The organism is Clostridium sp. CM037 (genome assembly GCF_055081095.1).
This window is the reverse complement of sequence record NZ_CM143650.1, coordinates 1,866,897-1,886,021: the sequence shown is the minus strand read 5'-3', so window position 1 is coordinate 1,886,021 and position 19,125 is coordinate 1,866,897. Positions and strand designations below refer to the sequence as shown.

Below are 19,125 nucleotides of genomic sequence, written 5' to 3'. Positions count from 1 at the left end.
CCCCCTAAGATTTATTTTAAACTAATTCTTTTATAATATATTATTGTTTATTTGTTATGGAATTAAAACTTGGTATATTGTATCTCCGGTGGATGCTGTAAACTTTGCAATTTTCTTTGGATAAAGCTTTGTTATCTCGTTAATGAGTTGCTGCAATGATTTCTTAGGAACTTCTTTCCTTTCCCAAGTGAGCTTAAGATTCTCGCCTGTAAGTTTCCATGTAATGTCTTGTGTTGTAAATACTTTCATAACGTCAATTCCCTTGAATCCGTTAATATTAAGGAGGTTTTCATTGTAATCTTCTATTTTTGCATAGCCTTCCTTGTCAACAACTACATCTCCTCTGCTCGTTCCTATCATTACCATGCACTTGTCACCATTTCTTAGTTCCACCCAATCACCAGTCTTTAAATCTTTCTTTTTCATTTACATTTCCTCCTTCAAGTTATTGTTTAATTGTTCCAATAGGTACATGTTACGTTAGTATTGTTTAATTGTCAATAACTAAATTGAAATATTTTAATTTTTTCTTTCTTTATTTGCCTTAGTCCTTGTTTCATTAAAACTCCATTCAGAAAGCTTTTGAAGACTCTGATCAGAATATTCATGCGGTTCTCCAGCCATAATCTTATCCATTATATTTGTATAAAATACCACCACTATATTGATTCCTCCTTTATTGCTAAGTCATCATAAGTAACTTCCATTTCAATATCAGAAATATTAATTTCATCAAAACAACCTTCTAATTCCTCTGATAGTATCTCTTTTAGAGATTCAATCATTTCTTCGTCAGACATTTCCACCTCAGTTCCATCCATTTCTGTTGAACCTTTAAAATTTACTGTAAAATTGCCTTTAGCAATTGCTCTCTTCATAATATTTCCTCCTCTTAATTAATATTCGCCTTCCGATTCTTGCATCCAACAAACTCCTACTGCATCTTTAGTCCCAACGTCTTCACTAGTGTTAGTACTAACCCTAGTGCATTTATTCTCCTTTAACATATTACAATGGCCACACTGAGCTCCAGATGCATCGTCAATTGTGCTTTTATCTACTCCATTATCTATTAGGAGTTTTATAACTTCTTTATTAGACATAACTGCTACCTTTTTATCTAACTCATCGAAATATTTATCTATATCCATAGATTCCTCCTTAGTTAATTTCTTTTATTAACCGCTGTTTTAGTTCTACTCTGCAAGGTCTACATAAAGCTATAACATCCTTCCCAACATATAACAACTTTACGTTATCTTAGCTGCGTAAACAGGAATTTCAAAATCTATCTTGAAATATATCCGTCTCTTCAATTTTCATTTCATTTTGCATGAATTTCTCCTTTTAATACTTAGTTTTTAATAGACAGTATAATTGAAATGCGTATTGTTCCATTTCGAATTGAAGTTTTAAATCTTTGATTTTTATATCTTTATCTTCAACAAGCCACATACAGTCGCTGTCATGTTCTTCTTCTTTTCTTTTTTCATCATCCTCATATCTAACAAAATATTGGAACTCTACATGCCCATATTCATCATATTCATCATCACAATTTAAAACTTCCTCAGCGAGTTTCAATATTAGGTTTAATTCTATACAGCCAGCTTCCTCATTGCCCTCACTGTATTGATGTTCTAGTAAATCTTCTTTTGTAAGACATGGTTCATAACCGTTAAGGACTATATTGCTAGCAAATCTTAAATCAAATTCCTTGTCCAATATTTCACTTATTATTTTTAAAGCATCCTCATTTTCTAAACTATGAAGAATTTCCATTATTTTATCTTTCATATTTTTACCTCACTTTGATTTATTTTATTACGTATTTTATTCATATTTAAAATCTAAATTTTGACTTACCACATTTTATACATTTCTTATACGATGATTGAGGGCATCCAATCCAATTATACCAACATAATCCTATTATCCATTCGTAAAACTTTATTAACCTATTACACCTCCTTCTAATTTTACTATATTTTTAAAATGCGAATTAATTTAAAATATATTTTGGATGTTGAAATCCATAAGGATAATTGTGTATTACTGTAGGTGCTCCTTTTATAATTTCATGCGTTACTGGTTCTAAAATATTTTCAACATATATTACACTAAACCCATCATTTACTTTTATTAATGGATAAACATTGATTATACTTGCATTAATAGTTATATTTTCATTTTTAGTAACTAAAACATCAACACCAAAAGTTACTTTGAAAATTTTCTCTGAATATTTTTCTACAAATTGTGGTACTTTATCACCCTTTTTAAAATTAAATTGTTCCATATTAATATATTCCTCCTTAACTTTAACCTCTCTTTTGAGTAGGTAGTTATTTCTCTGTTTTTTATTCCGCTGGTGAAGAAACTAAGAATATAATTCTTCCTGTGCTTTAATGTTTGATTTATTGTTAGATTCACATGCCCAACCTTGACAATCCTCATATTCACAATTTCTTGGGATTACGAGTTAATTAATACTCAACTTTTCCACCGCAATGATGGCAATATTCACATTCAAAGAATTTGGTTATTATATCGGGACATATCACTTTCCCGCAATGAGGGCAAATTTGAATTTCTGTAAGCCTATATTCTTTACCATCTTTTCTTATAAGTTTCATAAGGTATCTCCTTCGCTATTTTCTTGTATTGTGAACTAATCTCTGTAAATTATAGTTGCTCCACTATTTCTCTCCACTTGAATATTTACAATATTATTTTCATCAATATTGTTTTCATCAATAGCCTTGTTTATTAAATCTGCTATGTTTGGCATTTTAATTGACATGCCCCTACTTGAATTACTAATTGTTAATATTTTAATCATTTTATTTAACTCCTTTATTCGCAATTTATTCAGACTACCTATCAACTTTATTTTCTGGTGCTGTTATATGATCCTTTAAAATTCAAACTAACTCCTATACTCTTAAATTCTCTATTAACCTTGCAACCACACATTGGGCATATTGTAAGAGTTTCGTCTTTTATACAAGCTTCTATGTCAAATCCTTCATTATTTTTACATTTTTCATTTGTGCATTTATAACTATAAGTCATATTATTTACCTCCTATTGCTTAATCATTTCAATAAACTCATCTTCCTGCAATACTTTGACCCCATCTTTCAAGGCCTTGTCAACTTTACTAGAACCTTTGAATGACCCTACAACTAAATAATCTAATGATTTAGCATATCCTGAAGCAAATTCTCCACCTAGATTTTGTACTATTTCTTTCAATTGATCCTTTTTATATGAAGTGAACGAACCAGTAGCATATACTTTCTTACCTTTAAACGGGTTATCTGATACATTTACAGTCTTAACCTCATCAATTTCGATGTTCAATATACTAATTAAGTTAACAATCGTATCAACATTCTCGTCATTGTTATTAAGCCATTTATAAATAGAATCACTAGTTATTTGACCTATATCCTTAATCTCGTAGAAGTAAAACCAATTACCTACTGCCTCCATAAAGTCATCTATTGAGCCTTTGAAGTAATTTGATATGTCTTTTGCAGTCCCTTTCCCGACATTTGGAATTCCTAAAGCATATAATAATTTATCAAATTTGCAAGTTTTAGAAGCCTGTATTGCAGAAATTATTTTATCATAAGATTTCAATCCAAAACCTTCTAGATTTATTATCTGTTCTCTATAAAATTCAAGGTTATATAAGTCAGGGATTGTCTTAATAAATCCCTCATCTATAAAAGTTTTTAATATTGCTTCAGATACTCCCATAATATTCATAGCGTCTCTGCTGCAAAAATGTTCAAATTGAGCAATCTTTTTAGAAGGACAATCTGGATTAGTACAAAATAAAACCCTTGCTGTTTTAAGCAATCTAACCTCAGTATCACTTTTACAAATAGGACATTCAGCTGGAATAATTTCAGTATTACTTCTAGTTAAATTCCCTGTTATCTTAGGTATAACTTGATTAGCTTTAATAACTGTGATTATATTGTCTTTTCCTAGCATTAAATCCTCAAAGTAGTCTACATTGTGTAGTGTAGCTCTTTCTACAATGCTACCTTCAACTTCTACTGGTACGAATATACCTACTGGATTAAGTTGGCCTGTACGTGAGGTAGTCCATTCTGTTCGGATATATTTTGTTTCAGATTCCTCATCGTAAAATTTATAAGCAATAGCATTTAGCGGATGATGTGCTGTTAAACCTAAACTATTTCCATAAGCTATATCGTTGAGCTTTATCACCATTCCATCTATAGGAACACCTAATCTCTTTGCTTCTTTCCTCATATGGTCAATGTCATCTAATATAATTTCTTTTACAATTACATAGTTAATAACATCGAACCCTAAACTTAATAAGAATCTAAACTGGTCATCGACTGTTGGTAAATCCTCATCACACTCTAAAACACTAAATGCTAAAAAGTTAACGTTTCTACTTGCACATATTTTTGAATCTAATTGTCTCACAGATCCAGCTACTAAATTTCTTGAATTGCTATATTTATCCTCTTTTGATAATTTACTATTAATTAACTCAAAATCTTTATCCAAAATTACTGACTCTCCTGTTAGTCTTAAGTGACCTTTATAACTAATTTTCAAAGGAATATTCTTGAAAGTCTTAACATTATGAGTAATATCCTCACCTATAAACCCATTTCCTCTCGTACTTCCTTGAGTAAGTTCACCATAGTCATAATTTAATTCGTCAGTAAGTCCATCACCTTTAAGCATTAATGCGCATTCTTTACCATTAGAGAATTTTTTTAAGTCGTCTACTGATTTTGTTTTTCCTAGAGATAACAATGGTATTGAATGAGTTATTTTCTGGAGTCTTGACTTAACTTCATACCCTACATTTTGAGTAGGACTTCCTGATAATATAACTCCTGTTTCCTGCTCAAGCAGCTTCAATTCATCAACTAGTCCATCAAACTCCTTATCTGCCATTACTGTTGCTCCTGTATTATAATAAGCATCTGAGGCCTTACTTAGCAGTTCTACTAGTTCCGATAATCTTTCCATATTTTTCATACTATTTATCCTCCTTATTCTTGAGTCCAGCTTTTATTATATCGGTCAATGAAGCTACAATATTTCCAATCACTATATTACTTTTATATTGATCCTGTGCTAGCTCATTTAATTTGTGATTTACACAATCTATAGAATGCAAAATCATAAATAGAAGTGCTGAAATGAGACAATAGGACTCACGAACAAAGTCACTACTAATAAATGCCGCTATAAGTGAACCAAATGCCATTGTCAAAAATATATTCCTGTCTATAAATTTTGCTGCGCCTTTAATAAACTTCCATGCTCCTTTACCTATGCCTTTTAATATTTTTTTCATAAAATCTCCTCCTTACATTATTGTTTATTTGTATTTAAAAACAATCTTTTAATTTACTTGAGCATATCTGCAATCTCGCTAATCTCAAGTTCTGTCTTTTTCTCATTGCTTAATAATCTATCTAATTTGAATTCCATATCTTTAAGATTCCTTTCTTCATCCTTACGGGACACAACAACCAATTTTGATTTTATGTCAAGTATCCAATCTTCTACTTTGTAACCACTTATGATATATATTTCTAATAATTCTAATTCTTTTGCTGATATCCTATATGAATTTAGTTTTACTGCAAGCGATACAAGCTGCTCTTTTGTTAGCACCTGAATATTATACCTAATACTATCAATTTCAATTGAACAATTCGTAATAGGCGAAAACTTTTGAGATTTCTTAAGTAAGTCTTTCTTTATCCTGATTTGTGTTTTAAGTTCCATAATCTTTGAATCGTTAGCTACATTATTCATTATTAATTTATCCTCCTATAAAGTTTATTATTTTCTAGATATTCATTTTTATATACTGGTTGATATTTCTCAAACAAATCTTTAATCTCACCAATAATTGTTTTGTTATAGCCATTCACTCTACCTGAATATTCGCCTTGTATATAAAATTTTAGTCTCTTTATCAAAAGCAATTTTCTCCACTTTACCTTGTTTATTTTGAAAGCTAAATGTATAACCGTTATATCTGTCATTTAATTCAATATCCTCTATATATTTTTCAAAATACTCAAAGGAATAATCTATATACTCATCTTTTGTCTTGTCATATGGAGAATACTCAGTTCTACTTTCTACTTTCTAGTTTCTCAAATAGTTCAGCATAGTTATCAACACATTCCGTCGATATAGTATCAATAAATCTATTACTAAGTGATTTTAATTCTAATATATTTAAATAAATTTCATCACTATAAGTAGACTTTGATTCTCTCACGAAGAAATGGTGCTTCCCCTTATTTACGTTAACTAGAACACTATCGTATGAGTTATAGTATCCATAATTAGAATTGCTTCTTGGCTTTTCCACTTTATCATATCTCGTAGTGTGATAGTCAAATCTACCCATATAGATATATTCTTCAGTACTCTTTGTCATATACGTAGCACCTATTATTAAGTCTTTCGCTTTAATATTCTTATTCTCAAATAAGATCTTATTGTATTCAGAGATTCCAAGGTAGTCCGGTGAATCAACAGGCATTAAAACCAAGTCTTTACCATCCCATCCAAAAACAAAATCTCCTTCTAGTCCTTTACCTTTAGTGGATGTAGCGTTTTCTAAAATGTATAAGAGATTTTCTATTGTAATTTCAAACTCAAAATCTCTTGAATCATAAACTCTTACGTAAGCTTGACGATGATTCCAGTCTGAGCAATAGTCTCCAACTTTCTTATTAAGAACAAATCCTGATGTTGGAACATTATCATAAATGATATTATCTATCTTTTCATCTCTCCATCCTTGCCAGCTTTTTTCTTTTCTCATTACTCCTTTTTCGTCTTCATAGATTACATAGGCTAACTTTTTTGTATAGGTATCTTTTCTTTCTTGAAACCCTACATTGATTTTCTTTGGTATAAAAATATTACTCCTCATAAATCAAATCCTCCTTAATATTATTGTTTATTTGTATTATAAAATTAAACTTTCAATAGAATTAATGCTTGTCCGAGCAAACTTGCTATTTGTCCTTTACTTAATGTATCAAAGTATTTTGTTCTCTCTTCCTCTGAAGCGTCTCTTATATCTTTGTCATAGTAGCCACCAGTTTTATCATTTTTCACCTTTATAAATATTTGATCCATTGTTATTTCCTCCTCTAACTTCTTATTTTATTTGAAATGCAAATTATTCATTTTTTAACTCTTTTAGTTCGGCTCTCACTGTTCTTAATGTTTCTTTTAATCTCTCTATAACAAAATCTTTTTGAACTAACATGCTATCTCGCCTTTGTATCTCTATTTTATATTCCTTTATTGCTCTTTCATGCCACTCTTCATTATTTTTATGATACTTAACGGTTGCTAAAACCTTATCTGCTGTAATACTCGCAATTTCATCCATTTGTTCTTTGTCTAAAGTTACATTAAAATTCATTTTCTCAATTCCTTTCTTCGAAATATTCTCAGAATCCCTATTACCCTTATCTATTTTGTTCTCAAAATTTTCTTATTATTGTTTATTTGTCTTATAAAAGCAATTTTTTATTTGATTATACCTTTTATTACTGCGAACAAAAATACTATTAATAAAATCCCCATTACTACTGCTAACGGTATCCACAGTGGACTTAACACCCATAACCAACTCCAAGTAACTACTTTAGTTAAGTTTAATCCGATAAACAATATTGCTAATAAGCTACTAAATCCTATTCCACTATTTGTTGAACTTGAAATACTCTTACTCATAATAATTACCTCCTAATATATTATTGTTTATTTGTCACAATTTAAAATAAAAGTTCCATCTGAGATTTTCTCTTTTACTGATTCTTTCCTAAACTCACAAGTCACATTTTTTTCATTAACTATATGAAAAAATAAATTTGTTTCTTCTTTTACAAATCCATAAAACTTTTCTTTAGTATAAAGTCTATCTCCTACTGCTACCTTAATGCTTGATGTATCTGCCTTCTTATATCTGTACTTCTTCTCCTCATACTTTGCTATATCTTCTTCTTTGTTTCTTGTCATAGTACCTCAGCTCCCTATTTACTCTCTTTGATTACCTGGCTAAATTTTATCGACATCTCTGATTCGTTTTCTATTTCAAACTTAGCTAAAATCATATTCTTACGATGCTCCTCTTTTTCAGATTCACTTTCATATTTATATAGCCAAGTCTTAAGCTTTTGTATTTTTACTAAGACCAATCCATCACCTCTTTAACATTATTGTTTGTTTCTCTTAACAATTTATATATTACAACATTATTGTTTAATTGTCAATTAATTTTAAAATTTATTTAATATTAAATCTTTCCTTCAATTCTTTCACTTCTTCTGCTCTACTTGCTTGGCCGGCTCCTATAAAACTTGGATACAAAATAGCTATAACTACCACAGCTACTAGCACTAATAAAATTTTCATAAAATCATCACCTCCCTTCCTTTTAGATATTAGAAACTGCGTACAAATTATATCTTAGACATGCAGCCTGTACGCAGTTTCTAATAATCACATTTCTGCAATAACAACTTTTGAAAAACTCCATCCATACATTTCTGTAAAATCTGCTGCATTGTTTTTAGATGTTACATATGTACCGCCTATATTGTTCATTGTGGGCTCAATACCTAAATCTACTTGTCCTAAGATATCGCTTCTACACTCACAAGATGCCTCTATCTCTTCTTTTGTTGAGCCATTAAGTATTATGTCCTGGTTAGTCCCTTCGTTGTCTAAAATATATATTTCCATGTTTATTAATACACCTCACCTTTTAGTTTTATTTTTTTTACTTCTAAAAAATCCTACATGTTTTAAACATTTTAACTACCTCAGCTTCTGATTCGTTAGGTATAGTAGTATTTTCATATGTTTTATAGTGCATTGCTTCTAGCTGTTCTATATTTAAGCGCTCAAGAGCATAAACAAAGTCCCACATCTTATTCTCCAGTGTACTTTTATCTTTAACTCGTATTGCAAACAAAACAGACAAAATAGAACTTACTAATTGACTACCAATTGTTCTTCTTGGAAAATTTCCGGTTCCCATATAAAAAATAATATCAAACGTAACTACGTCTTCGTCGAAAGGGTCTTCTCTAAGAATGTATTTATACGATGAAGGCAAAAAATCTTTTCTACATATAACCATTTTTTTACTAATATCGTCCTGTACAAGAATGGGAAACGTGATTATTTTAACTTGGTCTGGTGGTATTAAGACATATTCTTCATTCATAATGAACTCCTCCTTATTGGCAACTATTTCCTAGTGTCTATAAAAATAATACTACATGCCTTACCGTTTGTCAACAATTTGTTCTCTGTCGTTCTACCATTCTCCTTCAATCAACGTACCATATTGTATCATAATGCATCAATGTTGTTACGGATTAAAAACCAATAGAAACAGAGAGTATATCTAGTGTTGCCTGTCTTTTATTAGGAACAAGTTACTTCGCAGTTTATCGAGAACTTGTATCATCTTGTTATTAACAATCCTTTTTCTCCAGTCACATAAACTTCTACTATAAATAGGATGTTTTCATATTCTTTAGATATTGCAATATGATTAAAAGAATATTGATTATCGTCTTCAAACGTTACTTCATATTCTTTATCCTTCTCAAATATTAATTTATCACCATCATACATACTTTCTAAGAACTTACACTTCTTTTTCATTCCTACGTTATGCATTTTTTCATAATATTCGTCACTCGATCCGTAACTATCTAGTGAATATCTAATAAAAGCTGCAATATTATCTACCGGATTAAAAATATCATTATGATTTTTCAGTTTATACTTATTAAATGTGCTGTCCAGTAAACACATCAATCCTTTACCACTATATCTGTCATTTATCACTCTGATTGCTTTAGGATTATTATTGGATGTTGCTATAATAAGTGATTTTATTACAGGAAAACTATCGTCCTTTAATCCAGTGATTTTCATAGCTTGATTAATCCAACCTCTTATTAGATTTCTATTCTTATTTTTTTTACTCATTCATTGTTTCCTCCTCTAAAATCTTAGTTTTAATTAGTCTCCTATTTTTATAATATCTGAATAAACCAAACTATGCTTATCGTCAATTTTTCTATTACTATGAAAGTGTCCAAAATACCAATGCTTGAATGTTAAATCTTTATCCACAGTAAATAGAAAATTTGTAAGCTTATCATGAGCATAAGTAGGATTTATTCGATATAGAATATTATCTGGAGCTGTATGTGTTATTACATAATCAACTTCCCAATTATTGTAATCTAGATTATTCAATGCTTCATCATATTCTTCTTTGGATGGCATCTCTCTACTCCACCATGATTTGTTTTCTTTTCTGTACATTTTGTCTGTTGATTCAGCCCCTCCCATAGTGAAAATCTTTAAACCATCAATAGTAAATACTTGACCTCTCATAAGGTGAATAACTGAATCATTTAATTTATGAACCTTCCCACCATTCCATATCTCGACAGACATAACATCAAGTTTATTATGATTTTCATGATTTCCATCTACAAATAAAGTTGTGAAATTCTTTTCAGCCAACCATTTTTGCCAGTATAAATTTTCTTTGTCATTTCCAAACCAAACAAAACCAGCATCTCCACAAATAATTAAGTAATCATTTTTAGTTAGCTGTTTATCATCGAAATGTTTACTGTTTAATTTTTTAATATCTATAGGACAATGGGTATCCCCTGTCACATATATCAAATTAAGTCCTCCTTTCAAATAAATTCAGCAATTTATTAAGTATTATGTCGAAATTATATTTTAATCATCTTCTCTAGCTACTGACATTATGTTGCAATTCCAAATAATATCTGTAGCGTTACTTCTTGCTTGATATGCATTTTCAGCATGGACATACACTGGGTCTTCTTTAGAATACATTGACTCTGATTTTCCATCAAATCCAAAATATCTAATTCTATATTTATATATCTCAATTCCATCTCTAGTTAACAATTAAACTCCTCCTATTTCAACTAACCCACATTTTTATTAATAATCTATTTTCAACTCACCATCAATTACTTTCTCTATCAAAAGCTTCAGTTATAATAGCATCCATAATACAAATTTCATTATAATCATCATTTTCTTTATATAAGTTATAATTATCATATGTATTTTTAAGCATATAATTTGAAGTCCAATTACTTTTCTTGTCATAAATCTCTAAATTCATATTACCATCATCTCTGTTTGATACTGATAATTCACAATTATATTCTTGACATAACTGAATTAACTTGTCTCTGAACAACATTGCATTAATATCATTATTTATAATTTTCTTATTCATAATATCTACTCCTTTATTTTATTAATATAATATTTTGTATTTTTAATGGACTTATTAATCATGTCTAATTCACTGTATGTGATTCCAGCATTTCTAAGATTTATTAGTAAGCTCAATGTTTCTTCTAAGTAATTACCGGTAACCTCTATTTTCATTTATCTTCTCCTTCCAAGCACTATAAAAGAGACCTTTTAAACTATAATATCTATACTCTCACCTATAAAATTACTACATAATCTTAATACTGTTCCTTTTGTTAACTCCTTATGTTTTTTAATATGCCTAATTGCCTGTTTTAAATTAACGATATCATTATTATGCGAACTAAAACCATAATCCATAGTTTCCTCTGAAGTACACCATTTATTTAATTTACTGCACCAACGCCACCAGCGGTAGTTAGTTACTTCGCCTATTGTAGTTAGCCCACAAAATATGTCAAGTCTTCTTACCCGTCCTTTAACTTTGTATGAACCTTTCTTTGTTCTATGTCCTTTTGTTTTACTATATTTTATTTTCATCTTTAACTCCTCCTCTTTAAGATAAAATATGAATTTTAACATTATTGTTTAATTGTTATTTATTTCTTTAAAATCTTCTAACAGTCTTAATATACTACCATCTCTAATTTCAACAAATGCCCGTTTTCCATATCCCCTTTATAGATTTCTTCCCGATCCTTGCCCTAACTAAATCTTCTTGTAGCATTTTACTAAGTACATATCCATCAACCTCTGTATTGTATTTTCTATCTTTAGCAGCTTGTACCTCAATAAGATACTTTGCATACATTTTACAATTATCATGGCATCCTAAGATTCTGTCTGTGCAATTATAACAAGAATTTTTACTTTTCATTGTTTTCTCCTCCCATTTAATATTATTGTTTACTTGATACTTATTATACTAATACATTATTGTTTAATTGTCAATAAGTAAATTAAAATAATATTTATCTAATTATTTTAATTTCCGTTTTCCACTATATCTCATTAGTTTGGCCTTCATACAGAACCCTCAGAGCCACTTTAACTTTAGTTAAGTATAATTATATACTCCTAAATTAGAGTGGCTCGTAGGACTTGATTTCATTGATATTCATATTCTACATTATTGGTGGTGGTAATTTTGTAATAAAACTAGCATAACCGCCAGTATAATAAATCAGATTCATACTACTATATTGCTGCATATCTCTAAGATCCTCATACTCAAACCCAACCAATTTGTTTTCAAATGATTTAAAATTCTTCTCGCTGGTTCCAGTCATAAACATGAATGATGCCCCCGCTCCTATTAACGTATCAGTTAGGATATCTATTTGCTCTAAGTACTGACAGCTGAGAATGAACTTGCAACCAAATTTTCTAGTTTGAGGTAAAATCTCGTCATAGGCCAACATTTTCATGGCTGTCTTTGTCTGGAAGATTTCATCAATACAAATATTCGTCCTCCTAGGTCTTTTGTTCCACTCCCCTCTGATTTCTGTTGCTATCCATATTTTACTTAGCAAAAATGTAACAATGACATTCTTAGAATGTTGTTTAAAATCAGCTTGAGGCATACGTATAATTATGGTATTGCCTTTCTCTAATTCCTCTGCAAAATCTATATTCCCCTTTGACCCTTTGTTGAACATACATTTTAATTTAAAATCTTCCCTTAATAAGCTTATTCTATCTAGTATCCCGTCAATTCTTTCTGATCTAGTCCCAATAACTTCTGCTATTGGAGTATCTTTTGTAACTCGGGAATACTCATCTAATTCATTTAATGCCCTTATTTCGTCTTCTAAATATCCTTTTTCGTCTTCCTTTAATCTACTAACATAAGAAGCTCTAACTTTATGGTCTTCTAAACATCTTACAACTTCTTTTAAAGACGTTTCTCCACTTGCAAATACTACATTAGCAGAAGAACTCAAATACTTCCTCATCCTAGCTTGTAATGGCTGAAAATCATTAATACTATCAACAAACGTTATTACTTGCTGTGATTGTAAACTGACTAGACTTAGCTTTTTAAAAGTATCCATATCTTCTGTTATTTTAAATTCGTTAAAACCAAACCCTTGCATATCTTTTTCTTTAGTGTAATCTAGGACAATAGCATCTTCTGGTGGTAAGTATCTAATAACTTCCTCAGACATTTCGCAGTTTTTAACAAAATCTATAATTACTCCACCTTCTTTTCTGGTGTTAGCGAATCTATACATATTAGATTCAAACGTTGATTTACCTGCACCCTGAGCTCCCATTTGAACTAATGGTAGGCTTCCTTTGTCATAGTCATCTTCTAGGTATGCTTCTTGTTTATTCCCTTTGTACTCCACATATCCTAAACTTTGATACCCTTGCCTTAATTGTTTTGGTACTTGAATTTCTACGACTTCTGTATGTTTAATGCCTAGAGTTTTCATTAATGCTCTACCTGGCATTTGAATAAAATTTTGGCACTCATCTACAGAAAAAGTATTCTCTCCTACATGTCTAAATTTGTAATCTTCTATATTGATTACCTCTTTGTCTTTTAATTTAACCTTTTTAGATATTAATTCATTCCCGCCATCTTCATCTATAATTCTAAAAGACTGCGATACTATTTGGGCATTATTCTCTTGTCTTAATCCATTAGTACTATTTGTTGCTATAAGTATCTGTGTATCAATTACAGCTTTTCCTTTCTTTAATTTTGTAGCATCACTTAGTCCTTTTCTTGTTTCTAATATATTAGAAGTAATGAGTAATTCATTAAAAGCATTATTTACATCCTCTTTGCTGCCTGCAAAATCATTTAAAATTTGCACTATACTTTTAAAAAAATAATTTACAAAACCTAAAGCTGATTTTATTACATACTCTTTAGAGAATTTATCTTTTACTACTGTTTGCATATCATCAATCTTTTTCATTGTATTAATATATTTTTTCTGCCAAACATATTGGCTTCTAGGAATAAAATTATAAATCACCGTAACCCTATCGTCTTCTTTCATTACTTCAAGAATAGATAAAATAGAGTTCAAAGGTTCATTTGATTTTTTATCTATTTGCAAACTTAAAGCGTCTTCTTTTCTGTTATTTAACTGATAATACGTTGTGCTGTCACTAAATTTCTCTATCGGAGATACTACATTCAGTCCTACTTGTGGCCATATCTCTCTGATTTTTTCTTCTATTATATTTAAGAACACATGTGGAACCACAAAATAGAAACTGGCATTTGCATTTTTAATATCTATTATATAACTTATTTTAAAATTAGTTTCTATTCTTAGTCTTTTCTTCTCTATTCTTATTCTACTATTTATAGCTTTATACATATGTTGAATAGCCTTGGCAATGTTAACGCTATTATAATTCCTTGTTGACTTATGTGGAATTATTTGTAAATAAATGTATTGTGGGTTAATTAACTGGACAAATTTAGATATAGGTATTGATACTGCTTTATTCTCAAATAACATTAGAATGCACTTCCTATAAATACTATTAGGGAATAAGCGGCTAAAGAAAAGGGAACATATTTTGCAAATTTTTTAAATCCAAGGCTATACATGATTATTGACGCTATGGCTACAAATAAACATATCCAATAAGCATATAACTGAGTATAATTCCAGAGAGCGTTAATGGCTAAGCTCGGATGCATAATATAATTTAAAAATTTTCCTATTGTTTTAATTGCATTCCAACTGTCGCTTCCTACTCCTTTTAATCCTTCAACTAAAATTTTAACGTCATTCATTTAATATCCCTCCCCTAAAATGAGTCTCTTATCCCAATAAATAATTCAGGTAGTAAATACATGCTTGCAAATATAATTAAGAATTTTCCTATAATACTTAATATTTTTTTAGAATCTCCACCTACTCCAGCCCTAATTACTTCTACTATACACATAAGAAGTAATATCCAAAATCCCCACTCCCTTATTAACCCTAATAATTTCCAACCCAAGACATTTATCCCTTTGCTTTTAGTTTCAGCTAAGACATCTTCTGTATATAACATCATACCCAAAGACATAACACTAATTTTTTTCATCCTATCATTTTTCATAATTTTTGTTGCAAAGTTTTCAATTATCTTATCATCTTTATGTTTATTTCTGATTTCTTTTATAGTTGTACCTCCACGTTCCAAACTTAAAAACTCATCTATAGTCATTGTCGTGGTTTTACAAAAATAATTCTTCATTTAATAAATTCCTCCTGTATAATTAATTAAAAAACTGGTAATACTATAAAATAAGAGGTGATAATAATGTTAGCAATTGAGTTAATAATCGCAGGTCTTTATATAGTTTCTGTAGTAGTTGGAGCTTAATTTATAGATGTGAACAAAATATAAAGTTTTGAATTTATAGAGTAATTGTGGAATCTTTTCCAATGTGGATACATAACCTACTGTATGAGAGTAGCGTAGCAAGCGGTGCAGTAGAATCCGACTATTTCCCTTCCGGGAGGTAGTTTTTTTATTAGAAATTCATATCTATTAATCCCATTTTTTCAAATCCATAATCTTTATCTTCCTTTTTCAATATCTCTTTTTCTTTCTTTGGTAATTCTTTCTCTTTGGCTTCTCTCAATATATCCTTTATAAAACCACTTTTGCTACTATGCTTTAAAATCCATTTGTAAAGCTCTAAGTCTTCCTCGTCTCTCCTAAAACTTATAGTAACTGTTTTTATATCATCTACCGTCAAGCTATCTATCTTTTCTAAGTCCATAACATTTCACCTACTTTTTGAAATCCTATCGCATTAGCAAATATAGGATTATCTGCTACGTAAGAATTTACATACCTTTTCTTGAAAGCTTTTTCAAATATCTTATATCCTCCACCTACCAATATTATCTTTTCTGTACGAGCTGGGAACTTCATGTTTAAATCATTGTTAATCTTTGTAAAGCTATTAAAAAGAATCTCTGTCACAAAGCTTAAATCGACTTTCTCTCCATCAAGCTCAAAATATCCTTTATCTAATATTTTTTCTGCTGCTGAAATACCTAAATCCAAACTGTACACAGAATTAAGCCTATCTGCTATATTTTTATATATATTGATTGTCCCTGTTACAATAGTTGATGACACTTTTAGTTTCTTATCTGCTATATAAGCTATGTCTGTCGTTCTGCCTCCTATATCTATTATAATTACATCATCTTGAACACCTAAGCTATAATAAGCTCCTATTCCTTCAGGATACACTTCAAAGTCAGTCAGTACGATTTTCCTAGTCTCTCCATTTAGTTTAATATTCTTTATTCTATCTTTTAAAACCAGGTCTACTAGAGCTTCCTTGTTGCTTTTAAACTGATTGATAGGTAATCCACACACTACTTGCTGGAATGTGTCATCCTTATTGCTATTTAATGCTATTCCAGCTAAGAGCAATGGCAAAAAATTGTTCTTGCAGCTTTTATTAAGCTCTGTCTCGAACGACCCTTCTCCTATATAATATTTTTTATCTTCATATTCTAAACAAATTTTTGAACCTAATATATTTTCTTCTGCTGTGACCAAACTTTTTATATTTGTATTTGGAAATTCTTTCAAAGAATAATTACCTACATCTATTCCTCTTTTCATGTTTTGCCCCCTATATAAATTTCTTATAAGTTTTTCTATGTTCTTAATATAATCTATGCTTAATTTATTAAAATGTTTCCTAATTTTTTATAATTTTTCTTAAAATATTATAAAAAATCATAAAAAAATATGATACTAATCTAAGTACCATATCTCATGAATCGTCTTATTAAGTTTTTTAGCTATCTCTAAAGCTTTCTCTAAAGTTGGTCTACTAAAATCTCTTTCGTAGCTATAGTAAGATTTAATATTAACGTCAATTAACTTAGCAAACTCCTCCGGCTCCATTATATAATCTCTCATCCTGATCTCTTTCAGTTTATTCTTCACCAATGATAAATCACCTCTTTAGTTACCTCATGTGATATATTCTTCATTAGTCAAAAAAATCCTTTATTATATATATATAAAATAAATATATTGCCACTATTTAACACTTATTATCATATTTGGCTTTACAAAAACTATAGTTTATTATATAATACTATTTGTTCATATATCGACTATAATCACTAATAAAGACATTATTTTAGAGACTCAATACTTTGAGTCAAACATAGAAAGCCTATCCTACGTGTATGCATAGCTTATTTTGATTTTATAATCACTATAAGACTGTCAATATTAGGAAGGATGTGTTGATAATATGAATAAAAATTTAGGGCAACTTATCAAAGAGAGAAGAGAGGAATATGGGATAAGTCAAAGTTTTCTAGCACGTAGAGCTAAGATTTCACCCAGTTATCTCTGTAAACTTGAAAAAGGTAAAGTAGATAACCCAAACTGCATTATGCTATTAGAAATTTGTGTAGCTTTGGATATTCCTTTCGATGAAATTGGTTTGTTGTAGTTCATTTTGGTAGACAACATAGTATTTATGCTATGTTTTTTATTTTTGTGCTTTAAAACCAATATCTTAAGTCTGTTTTAAAATACTCACTCAATTTTATAGCTGTCCCCTTGCTTGGACTAGGTCTCCTACTTGACTCGATGTCGGCTATTGCACTCGTTGTTACCTTCAATTTTTTTGCAAGCTCCACTTGTGTGAGCTTTTTTTCTTTTCTTGCATTTTTTAATTTCTCTGATATAGGAATTTTAGTCATTGAAGTATCTATTTCGTCAGCTACCTCTAATAAGTCTAAAATTTGCTCTGCTATGCCTATAAATTTGTTAATTTTATTTTCATCAAGTCTATCTATCCTCTTTAAAAAGTTTTCTTTATTCATTTCTTCACCTCAGAGTATTTTTATTATTTGTAAAACGTATAATTATAAAAGTTATATTTTATTGCACAATATTCTTGAAATGCGTATTTATTCAATCTCAGATAATACTATTTCAATATCTTCAAGTAAACAATCTCCACTACACTCTGCTTCATCATAAAATACAGTTTCGGAAAGCAAGTCTAACACATAGTGTGAGTTCACCTGTTTCTTTAATAATTCTCTACACGCTTTTAAAAGTGTAATTTTTCTATCTTCCATCAATAATACCTCCTTAAATTTTATTACGCTATTTTGTTCATATTCTCTACTAACTTCTTATAGAAGCTATCTTTTAAACTAATCTTGAAATATTATATACTCTCTTATCAAACTTTTTAATAAGTATAACCTCTTTATCATTATTAATAGAACATCTTTCACATTCTCTACAACACCATTTATTTAACCTTTCTCTTGCAAATAATGGTTTTGCACAACCTCCTTCATAAGTCCCTGGATTGCGTGGAGCTATATCTAATTCATCATCTGATAAATAAGCGTAATCATCTCCATTATTTTTATCTAATTGAACCTTAGGCCTCTTACTGATTCCCCAAGCCTTTTCGCAGAATTCATCGCAAGCAACTACTGCTTCCTCATCAAAATAATTAATTTGTTTCTGTATCATATTTTCTCCTCCTGGAATTTTATTTTAAAAAACTACTTTTATAATAATCATTACTCTCTTTCTTTTATAATTTCTTTATAATCAAGCCCATATTTAATACAATAATTTTTAAGTATCTGCATTGCAGTCCCGTACTGACGTGACATCCATATGTCTCCACTTGCAAGATAATATTTCTTAGCCCGTAAAATATCTTTTACAATATTATCAATATATTTGTAATCTATTGGTTCTATTTCTTCAATTAATTTATCCATTATTGCCTCC

Annotated in this window: 40 protein-coding genes; 1 reads left to right on the top strand and 39 read right to left on the bottom strand. The window is 29.7% G+C overall.

Annotated elements, in window-relative coordinates:
• Positions 1-54: 54 nt before the first annotated feature.
• The 35 genes from ACWJKP_RS09155 to ACWJKP_RS08985 all read right to left on the bottom strand — a co-directional run bounded on the left by ACWJKP_RS09155 (position 55) and on the right by ACWJKP_RS08985 (position 17,292).
• Positions 55-426 carry a hypothetical protein gene (locus ACWJKP_RS09155; protein ID WP_462961602.1) on the bottom strand — a complete coding sequence of 124 codons (372 nt, stop codon included), beginning with the start codon at positions 424-426 and terminating at the stop codon, positions 55-57.
• Between the two features lie 93 nt (positions 427-519).
• A complete protein-coding gene (locus tag ACWJKP_RS09150) occupies positions 520-660 on the bottom strand; it encodes a hypothetical protein (protein WP_462961601.1) in 141 nt (46 codons plus the stop codon).
• A complete protein-coding gene (locus ACWJKP_RS09145; protein WP_462961600.1) occupies positions 660-878 on the bottom strand; it encodes a hypothetical protein in 219 nt (72 codons plus the stop codon). Before ACWJKP_RS09145 ends, ACWJKP_RS09150 begins: the two co-directional genes overlap by 1 nt.
• An 18-nt stretch (positions 879-896) precedes the next feature.
• Positions 897-1,151 (bottom strand): hypothetical protein, encoded by a 255-nt coding sequence (locus ACWJKP_RS09140; protein WP_462961599.1) that lies wholly within the window; start codon positions 1,149-1,151, stop codon positions 897-899.
• A 196-nt stretch (positions 1,152-1,347) separates the two neighbouring features.
• Complete coding sequence (locus ACWJKP_RS09135) at positions 1,348-1,797, bottom strand: hypothetical protein (RefSeq protein WP_462961598.1); 450 nt, start codon at positions 1,795-1,797, stop codon at positions 1,348-1,350.
• Positions 1,798-2,002: 205 nt separating this feature from the next.
• Positions 2,003-2,299 (bottom strand): hypothetical protein, encoded by a 297-nt coding sequence (locus tag ACWJKP_RS09130; RefSeq protein ID WP_462961597.1) that lies wholly within the window; start codon positions 2,297-2,299, stop codon positions 2,003-2,005.
• Between the two features lie 187 nt (positions 2,300-2,486).
• On the bottom strand, positions 2,487-2,636 hold the full coding sequence (locus ACWJKP_RS09125; RefSeq protein WP_462961596.1) for a hypothetical protein: 150 nt from the start codon (positions 2,634-2,636) through the stop codon (positions 2,487-2,489).
• Between the two features lie 35 nt (positions 2,637-2,671).
• A complete protein-coding gene (locus ACWJKP_RS09120; protein WP_462961595.1) occupies positions 2,672-2,842 on the bottom strand; it encodes a hypothetical protein in 171 nt (56 codons plus the stop codon).
• Positions 2,843-2,889: 47 nt separating this feature from the next.
• Positions 2,890-3,075, bottom strand: coding sequence for an FmdB family zinc ribbon protein (locus ACWJKP_RS09115; RefSeq protein WP_462961594.1), 186 nt, complete (start codon positions 3,073-3,075; stop codon positions 2,890-2,892).
• 12 nt (positions 3,076-3,087) lie between these two features.
• Positions 3,088-5,043: an NAD-dependent DNA ligase LigA gene (gene ligA / locus ACWJKP_RS09110; RefSeq protein ID WP_462961593.1), complete on the bottom strand. Its 1,956-nt coding sequence runs from the start codon at positions 5,041-5,043 to the stop codon at positions 3,088-3,090.
• Between the two features lies 1 nt (position 5,044).
• Positions 5,045-5,365, bottom strand: a complete 321-nt coding sequence (locus ACWJKP_RS09105; RefSeq protein WP_462961592.1) for a hypothetical protein — start codon at positions 5,363-5,365, stop codon at positions 5,045-5,047.
• Positions 5,366-5,418: 53 nt separating this feature from the next.
• Entirely contained in the window at positions 5,419-5,832 is a 414-nt protein-coding gene (locus ACWJKP_RS09100; RefSeq protein WP_462961591.1) for a hypothetical protein, read from the bottom strand.
• A gap of 2 nt (positions 5,833-5,834) precedes the next feature.
• Positions 5,835-5,999 carry a hypothetical protein gene (locus tag ACWJKP_RS09095; RefSeq protein ID WP_462961590.1) on the bottom strand — a complete coding sequence of 55 codons (165 nt, stop codon included), beginning with the start codon at positions 5,997-5,999 and terminating at the stop codon, positions 5,835-5,837.
• Positions 6,000-6,157: 158 nt separating this feature from the next.
• On the bottom strand, positions 6,158-6,970 hold the full coding sequence (locus ACWJKP_RS09090; RefSeq protein WP_462961589.1) for a hypothetical protein: 813 nt from the start codon (positions 6,968-6,970) through the stop codon (positions 6,158-6,160).
• A 44-nt stretch (positions 6,971-7,014) separates the two neighbouring features.
• Positions 7,015-7,179 carry a hypothetical protein gene (locus ACWJKP_RS09085; protein WP_462961588.1) on the bottom strand — a complete coding sequence of 55 codons (165 nt, stop codon included), beginning with the start codon at positions 7,177-7,179 and terminating at the stop codon, positions 7,015-7,017.
• Positions 7,180-7,222: 43 nt separating this feature from the next.
• On the bottom strand, positions 7,223-7,471 hold the full coding sequence (locus ACWJKP_RS09080; protein ID WP_462961587.1) for a hypothetical protein: 249 nt from the start codon (positions 7,469-7,471) through the stop codon (positions 7,223-7,225).
• Between the two features lie 107 nt (positions 7,472-7,578).
• Positions 7,579-7,785 (bottom strand): hypothetical protein, encoded by a 207-nt coding sequence (locus ACWJKP_RS09075; RefSeq protein WP_462961586.1) that lies wholly within the window; start codon positions 7,783-7,785, stop codon positions 7,579-7,581.
• Positions 7,786-7,812: 27 nt separating this feature from the next.
• Positions 7,813-8,070 (bottom strand): hypothetical protein, encoded by a 258-nt coding sequence (locus tag ACWJKP_RS09070; RefSeq protein ID WP_462961585.1) that lies wholly within the window; start codon positions 8,068-8,070, stop codon positions 7,813-7,815.
• A gap of 14 nt (positions 8,071-8,084) precedes the next feature.
• Positions 8,085-8,249, bottom strand: coding sequence for a hypothetical protein (locus tag ACWJKP_RS09065; RefSeq protein WP_462961584.1), 165 nt, complete (start codon positions 8,247-8,249; stop codon positions 8,085-8,087).
• 88 nt (positions 8,250-8,337) lie between these two features.
• Positions 8,338-8,466: a hypothetical protein gene (locus ACWJKP_RS09060; RefSeq protein ID WP_462961583.1), complete on the bottom strand. Its 129-nt coding sequence runs from the start codon at positions 8,464-8,466 to the stop codon at positions 8,338-8,340.
• A gap of 87 nt (positions 8,467-8,553) precedes the next feature.
• Positions 8,554-8,796 carry a hypothetical protein gene (locus ACWJKP_RS09055; protein WP_462961582.1) on the bottom strand — a complete coding sequence of 81 codons (243 nt, stop codon included), beginning with the start codon at positions 8,794-8,796 and terminating at the stop codon, positions 8,554-8,556.
• A gap of 43 nt (positions 8,797-8,839) precedes the next feature.
• Complete coding sequence (locus ACWJKP_RS09050; RefSeq protein WP_462961581.1) at positions 8,840-9,283, bottom strand: hypothetical protein; 444 nt, start codon at positions 9,281-9,283, stop codon at positions 8,840-8,842.
• A 242-nt stretch (positions 9,284-9,525) separates the two neighbouring features.
• Positions 9,526-10,059 (bottom strand): transglycosylase SLT domain-containing protein, encoded by a 534-nt coding sequence (locus ACWJKP_RS09045; RefSeq protein WP_462961580.1) that lies wholly within the window; start codon positions 10,057-10,059, stop codon positions 9,526-9,528.
• Positions 10,060-10,092: 33 nt separating this feature from the next.
• A complete protein-coding gene (locus tag ACWJKP_RS09040) occupies positions 10,093-10,764 on the bottom strand; it encodes a metallophosphoesterase (protein WP_462961681.1) in 672 nt (223 codons plus the stop codon).
• Between the two features lie 69 nt (positions 10,765-10,833).
• Entirely contained in the window at positions 10,834-11,028 is a 195-nt protein-coding gene (locus ACWJKP_RS09035) for a hypothetical protein (RefSeq protein ID WP_462961579.1), read from the bottom strand.
• Between the two features lie 61 nt (positions 11,029-11,089).
• A complete protein-coding gene (locus tag ACWJKP_RS09030; protein WP_462961578.1) occupies positions 11,090-11,368 on the bottom strand; it encodes a hypothetical protein in 279 nt (92 codons plus the stop codon).
• Positions 11,369-11,373: 5 nt separating this feature from the next.
• Entirely contained in the window at positions 11,374-11,523 is a 150-nt protein-coding gene (locus ACWJKP_RS09025) for a hypothetical protein (RefSeq protein ID WP_462961577.1), read from the bottom strand.
• Between the two features lie 36 nt (positions 11,524-11,559).
• Positions 11,560-11,889, bottom strand: a complete 330-nt coding sequence (locus ACWJKP_RS09020; RefSeq protein ID WP_462961576.1) for a hypothetical protein — start codon at positions 11,887-11,889, stop codon at positions 11,560-11,562.
• A gap of 109 nt (positions 11,890-11,998) precedes the next feature.
• Positions 11,999-12,226, bottom strand: coding sequence for a hypothetical protein (locus ACWJKP_RS09015; protein WP_462961575.1), 228 nt, complete (start codon positions 12,224-12,226; stop codon positions 11,999-12,001).
• 247 nt (positions 12,227-12,473) lie between these two features.
• Positions 12,474-14,834 (bottom strand): type IV secretory system conjugative DNA transfer family protein, encoded by a 2,361-nt coding sequence (locus ACWJKP_RS09010; RefSeq protein ID WP_462961574.1) that lies wholly within the window; start codon positions 14,832-14,834, stop codon positions 12,474-12,476.
• Positions 14,834-15,115, bottom strand: a complete 282-nt coding sequence (locus tag ACWJKP_RS09005; protein WP_462961573.1) for a hypothetical protein — start codon at positions 15,113-15,115, stop codon at positions 14,834-14,836. Before ACWJKP_RS09005 ends, ACWJKP_RS09010 begins: the two co-directional genes overlap by 1 nt.
• 14 nt (positions 15,116-15,129) lie before the next feature.
• Positions 15,130-15,567, bottom strand: coding sequence for a hypothetical protein (locus tag ACWJKP_RS09000; protein WP_462961572.1), 438 nt, complete (start codon positions 15,565-15,567; stop codon positions 15,130-15,132).
• A 280-nt stretch (positions 15,568-15,847) separates the two neighbouring features.
• Entirely contained in the window at positions 15,848-16,099 is a 252-nt protein-coding gene (locus ACWJKP_RS08995; protein ID WP_462961571.1) for a hypothetical protein, read from the bottom strand.
• Positions 16,090-16,962 (bottom strand): ParM/StbA family protein, encoded by an 873-nt coding sequence (locus tag ACWJKP_RS08990; RefSeq protein ID WP_462961570.1) that lies wholly within the window; start codon positions 16,960-16,962, stop codon positions 16,090-16,092. The genes ACWJKP_RS08995 and ACWJKP_RS08990 overlap by 10 nt, the downstream gene beginning before the upstream one ends.
• 135 nt (positions 16,963-17,097) lie before the next feature.
• Entirely contained in the window at positions 17,098-17,292 is a 195-nt protein-coding gene (locus tag ACWJKP_RS08985; RefSeq protein WP_462961680.1) for a helix-turn-helix transcriptional regulator, read from the bottom strand.
• 316 nt (positions 17,293-17,608) lie between these two features.
• On the opposite strand from ACWJKP_RS08985, the gene ACWJKP_RS08980 reads away from it, so the two are divergent.
• Positions 17,609-17,812 carry a helix-turn-helix domain-containing protein gene (locus ACWJKP_RS08980; protein ID WP_462961569.1) on the top strand — a complete coding sequence of 68 codons (204 nt, stop codon included), beginning with the start codon at positions 17,609-17,611 and terminating at the stop codon, positions 17,810-17,812.
• 52 nt (positions 17,813-17,864) lie between these two features.
• On the opposite strand, the gene ACWJKP_RS08975 is transcribed toward ACWJKP_RS08980, so the two are convergent.
• The 4 genes from ACWJKP_RS08975 to ACWJKP_RS08960 form a co-directional block, all read right to left on the bottom strand.
• Positions 17,865-18,188, bottom strand: a complete 324-nt coding sequence (locus ACWJKP_RS08975) for a helix-turn-helix transcriptional regulator (RefSeq protein ID WP_462961568.1) — start codon at positions 18,186-18,188, stop codon at positions 17,865-17,867.
• A gap of 87 nt (positions 18,189-18,275) precedes the next feature.
• Positions 18,276-18,449 (bottom strand): hypothetical protein, encoded by a 174-nt coding sequence (locus ACWJKP_RS08970; protein WP_462961567.1) that lies wholly within the window; start codon positions 18,447-18,449, stop codon positions 18,276-18,278.
• A 73-nt stretch (positions 18,450-18,522) separates the two neighbouring features.
• Positions 18,523-18,858 carry a hypothetical protein gene (locus ACWJKP_RS08965; RefSeq protein ID WP_462961566.1) on the bottom strand — a complete coding sequence of 112 codons (336 nt, stop codon included), beginning with the start codon at positions 18,856-18,858 and terminating at the stop codon, positions 18,523-18,525.
• 50 nt (positions 18,859-18,908) lie between these two features.
• A complete protein-coding gene (locus tag ACWJKP_RS08960; RefSeq protein ID WP_462961565.1) occupies positions 18,909-19,115 on the bottom strand; it encodes a hypothetical protein in 207 nt (68 codons plus the stop codon).
• Positions 19,116-19,125: the final 10 nt, after the last annotated feature.

Excerpts from the sequence above, each read along its gene's own strand:
- ACWJKP_RS09155 (WP_462961602.1), bottom strand. The coding sequence starts at position 426 with ATGAAAAAGAAAGATTTAAAGACTGGTGATTGGGTGGAACTAAGAAAT.
- ACWJKP_RS09145 (WP_462961600.1), bottom strand. The coding sequence starts at position 878 with ATGAAGAGAGCAATTGCTAAAGGCAATTTTACAGTAAATTTTAAAGGT.
- ACWJKP_RS09140 (WP_462961599.1), bottom strand. The coding sequence starts at position 1,151 with ATGGATATAGATAAATATTTCGATGAGTTAGATAAAAAGGTAGCAGTT.
- ACWJKP_RS09135 (WP_462961598.1), bottom strand. The coding sequence starts at position 1,797 with ATGAAAGATAAAATAATGGAAATTCTTCATAGTTTAGAAAATGAGGAT.
- ACWJKP_RS09130 (WP_462961597.1), bottom strand. The coding sequence starts at position 2,299 with ATGGAACAATTTAATTTTAAAAAGGGTGATAAAGTACCACAATTTGTA.
- ACWJKP_RS09125 (WP_462961596.1), bottom strand. The coding sequence starts at position 2,636 with ATGAAACTTATAAGAAAAGATGGTAAAGAATATAGGCTTACAGAAATT.
- ACWJKP_RS09120 (WP_462961595.1), bottom strand. The coding sequence starts at position 2,842 with ATGATTAAAATATTAACAATTAGTAATTCAAGTAGGGGCATGTCAATT.
- ACWJKP_RS09115 (WP_462961594.1), bottom strand. The coding sequence starts at position 3,075 with ATGACTTATAGTTATAAATGCACAAATGAAAAATGTAAAAATAATGAA.
- ligA (WP_462961593.1), bottom strand. The coding sequence starts at position 5,043 with ATGAAAAATATGGAAAGATTATCGGAACTAGTAGAACTGCTAAGTAAG.
- ACWJKP_RS09105 (WP_462961592.1), bottom strand. The coding sequence starts at position 5,365 with ATGAAAAAAATATTAAAAGGCATAGGTAAAGGAGCATGGAAGTTTATT.
- ACWJKP_RS09100 (WP_462961591.1), bottom strand. The coding sequence starts at position 5,832 with ATGAATAATGTAGCTAACGATTCAAAGATTATGGAACTTAAAACACAA.
- ACWJKP_RS09090 (WP_462961589.1), bottom strand. The coding sequence starts at position 6,970 with ATGAGGAGTAATATTTTTATACCAAAGAAAATCAATGTAGGGTTTCAA.
- ACWJKP_RS09085 (WP_462961588.1), bottom strand. The coding sequence starts at position 7,179 with ATGGATCAAATATTTATAAAGGTGAAAAATGATAAAACTGGTGGCTAC.
- ACWJKP_RS09080 (WP_462961587.1), bottom strand. The coding sequence starts at position 7,471 with ATGAATTTTAATGTAACTTTAGACAAAGAACAAATGGATGAAATTGCG.
- ACWJKP_RS09075 (WP_462961586.1), bottom strand. The coding sequence starts at position 7,785 with ATGAGTAAGAGTATTTCAAGTTCAACAAATAGTGGAATAGGATTTAGT.
- ACWJKP_RS09070 (WP_462961585.1), bottom strand. The coding sequence starts at position 8,070 with ATGACAAGAAACAAAGAAGAAGATATAGCAAAGTATGAGGAGAAGAAG.
- ACWJKP_RS09060 (WP_462961583.1), bottom strand. The coding sequence starts at position 8,466 with ATGAAAATTTTATTAGTGCTAGTAGCTGTGGTAGTTATAGCTATTTTG.
- ACWJKP_RS09055 (WP_462961582.1), bottom strand. The coding sequence starts at position 8,796 with ATGGAAATATATATTTTAGACAACGAAGGGACTAACCAGGACATAATA.
- ACWJKP_RS09050 (WP_462961581.1), bottom strand. The coding sequence starts at position 9,283 with ATGAATGAAGAATATGTCTTAATACCACCAGACCAAGTTAAAATAATC.
- ACWJKP_RS09045 (WP_462961580.1), bottom strand. The coding sequence starts at position 10,059 with ATGAGTAAAAAAAATAAGAATAGAAATCTAATAAGAGGTTGGATTAAT.
- ACWJKP_RS09030 (WP_462961578.1), bottom strand. The coding sequence starts at position 11,368 with ATGAATAAGAAAATTATAAATAATGATATTAATGCAATGTTGTTCAGA.
- ACWJKP_RS09025 (WP_462961577.1), bottom strand. The coding sequence starts at position 11,523 with ATGAAAATAGAGGTTACCGGTAATTACTTAGAAGAAACATTGAGCTTA.
- ACWJKP_RS09020 (WP_462961576.1), bottom strand. The coding sequence starts at position 11,889 with ATGAAAATAAAATATAGTAAAACAAAAGGACATAGAACAAAGAAAGGT.
- ACWJKP_RS09015 (WP_462961575.1), bottom strand. The coding sequence starts at position 12,226 with ATGAAAAGTAAAAATTCTTGTTATAATTGCACAGACAGAATCTTAGGA.
- ACWJKP_RS09010 (WP_462961574.1), bottom strand. The coding sequence starts at position 14,834 with ATGTTATTTGAGAATAAAGCAGTATCAATACCTATATCTAAATTTGTC.
- ACWJKP_RS09005 (WP_462961573.1), bottom strand. The coding sequence starts at position 15,115 with ATGAATGACGTTAAAATTTTAGTTGAAGGATTAAAAGGAGTAGGAAGC.
- ACWJKP_RS09000 (WP_462961572.1), bottom strand. The coding sequence starts at position 15,567 with ATGAAGAATTATTTTTGTAAAACCACGACAATGACTATAGATGAGTTT.
- ACWJKP_RS08995 (WP_462961571.1), bottom strand. The coding sequence starts at position 16,099 with ATGGACTTAGAAAAGATAGATAGCTTGACGGTAGATGATATAAAAACA.
- ACWJKP_RS08990 (WP_462961570.1), bottom strand. The coding sequence starts at position 16,962 with ATGAAAAGAGGAATAGATGTAGGTAATTATTCTTTGAAAGAATTTCCA.
- ACWJKP_RS08980 (WP_462961569.1), top strand. The coding sequence starts at position 17,609 with ATGAATAAAAATTTAGGGCAACTTATCAAAGAGAGAAGAGAGGAATAT.
- ACWJKP_RS08975 (WP_462961568.1), bottom strand. The coding sequence starts at position 18,188 with ATGAATAAAGAAAACTTTTTAAAGAGGATAGATAGACTTGATGAAAAT.
- ACWJKP_RS08970 (WP_462961567.1), bottom strand. The coding sequence starts at position 18,449 with ATGGAAGATAGAAAAATTACACTTTTAAAAGCGTGTAGAGAATTATTA.
- ACWJKP_RS08965 (WP_462961566.1), bottom strand. The coding sequence starts at position 18,858 with ATGATACAGAAACAAATTAATTATTTTGATGAGGAAGCAGTAGTTGCT.
- ACWJKP_RS08960 (WP_462961565.1), bottom strand. The coding sequence starts at position 19,115 with ATGGATAAATTAATTGAAGAAATAGAACCAATAGATTACAAATATATT.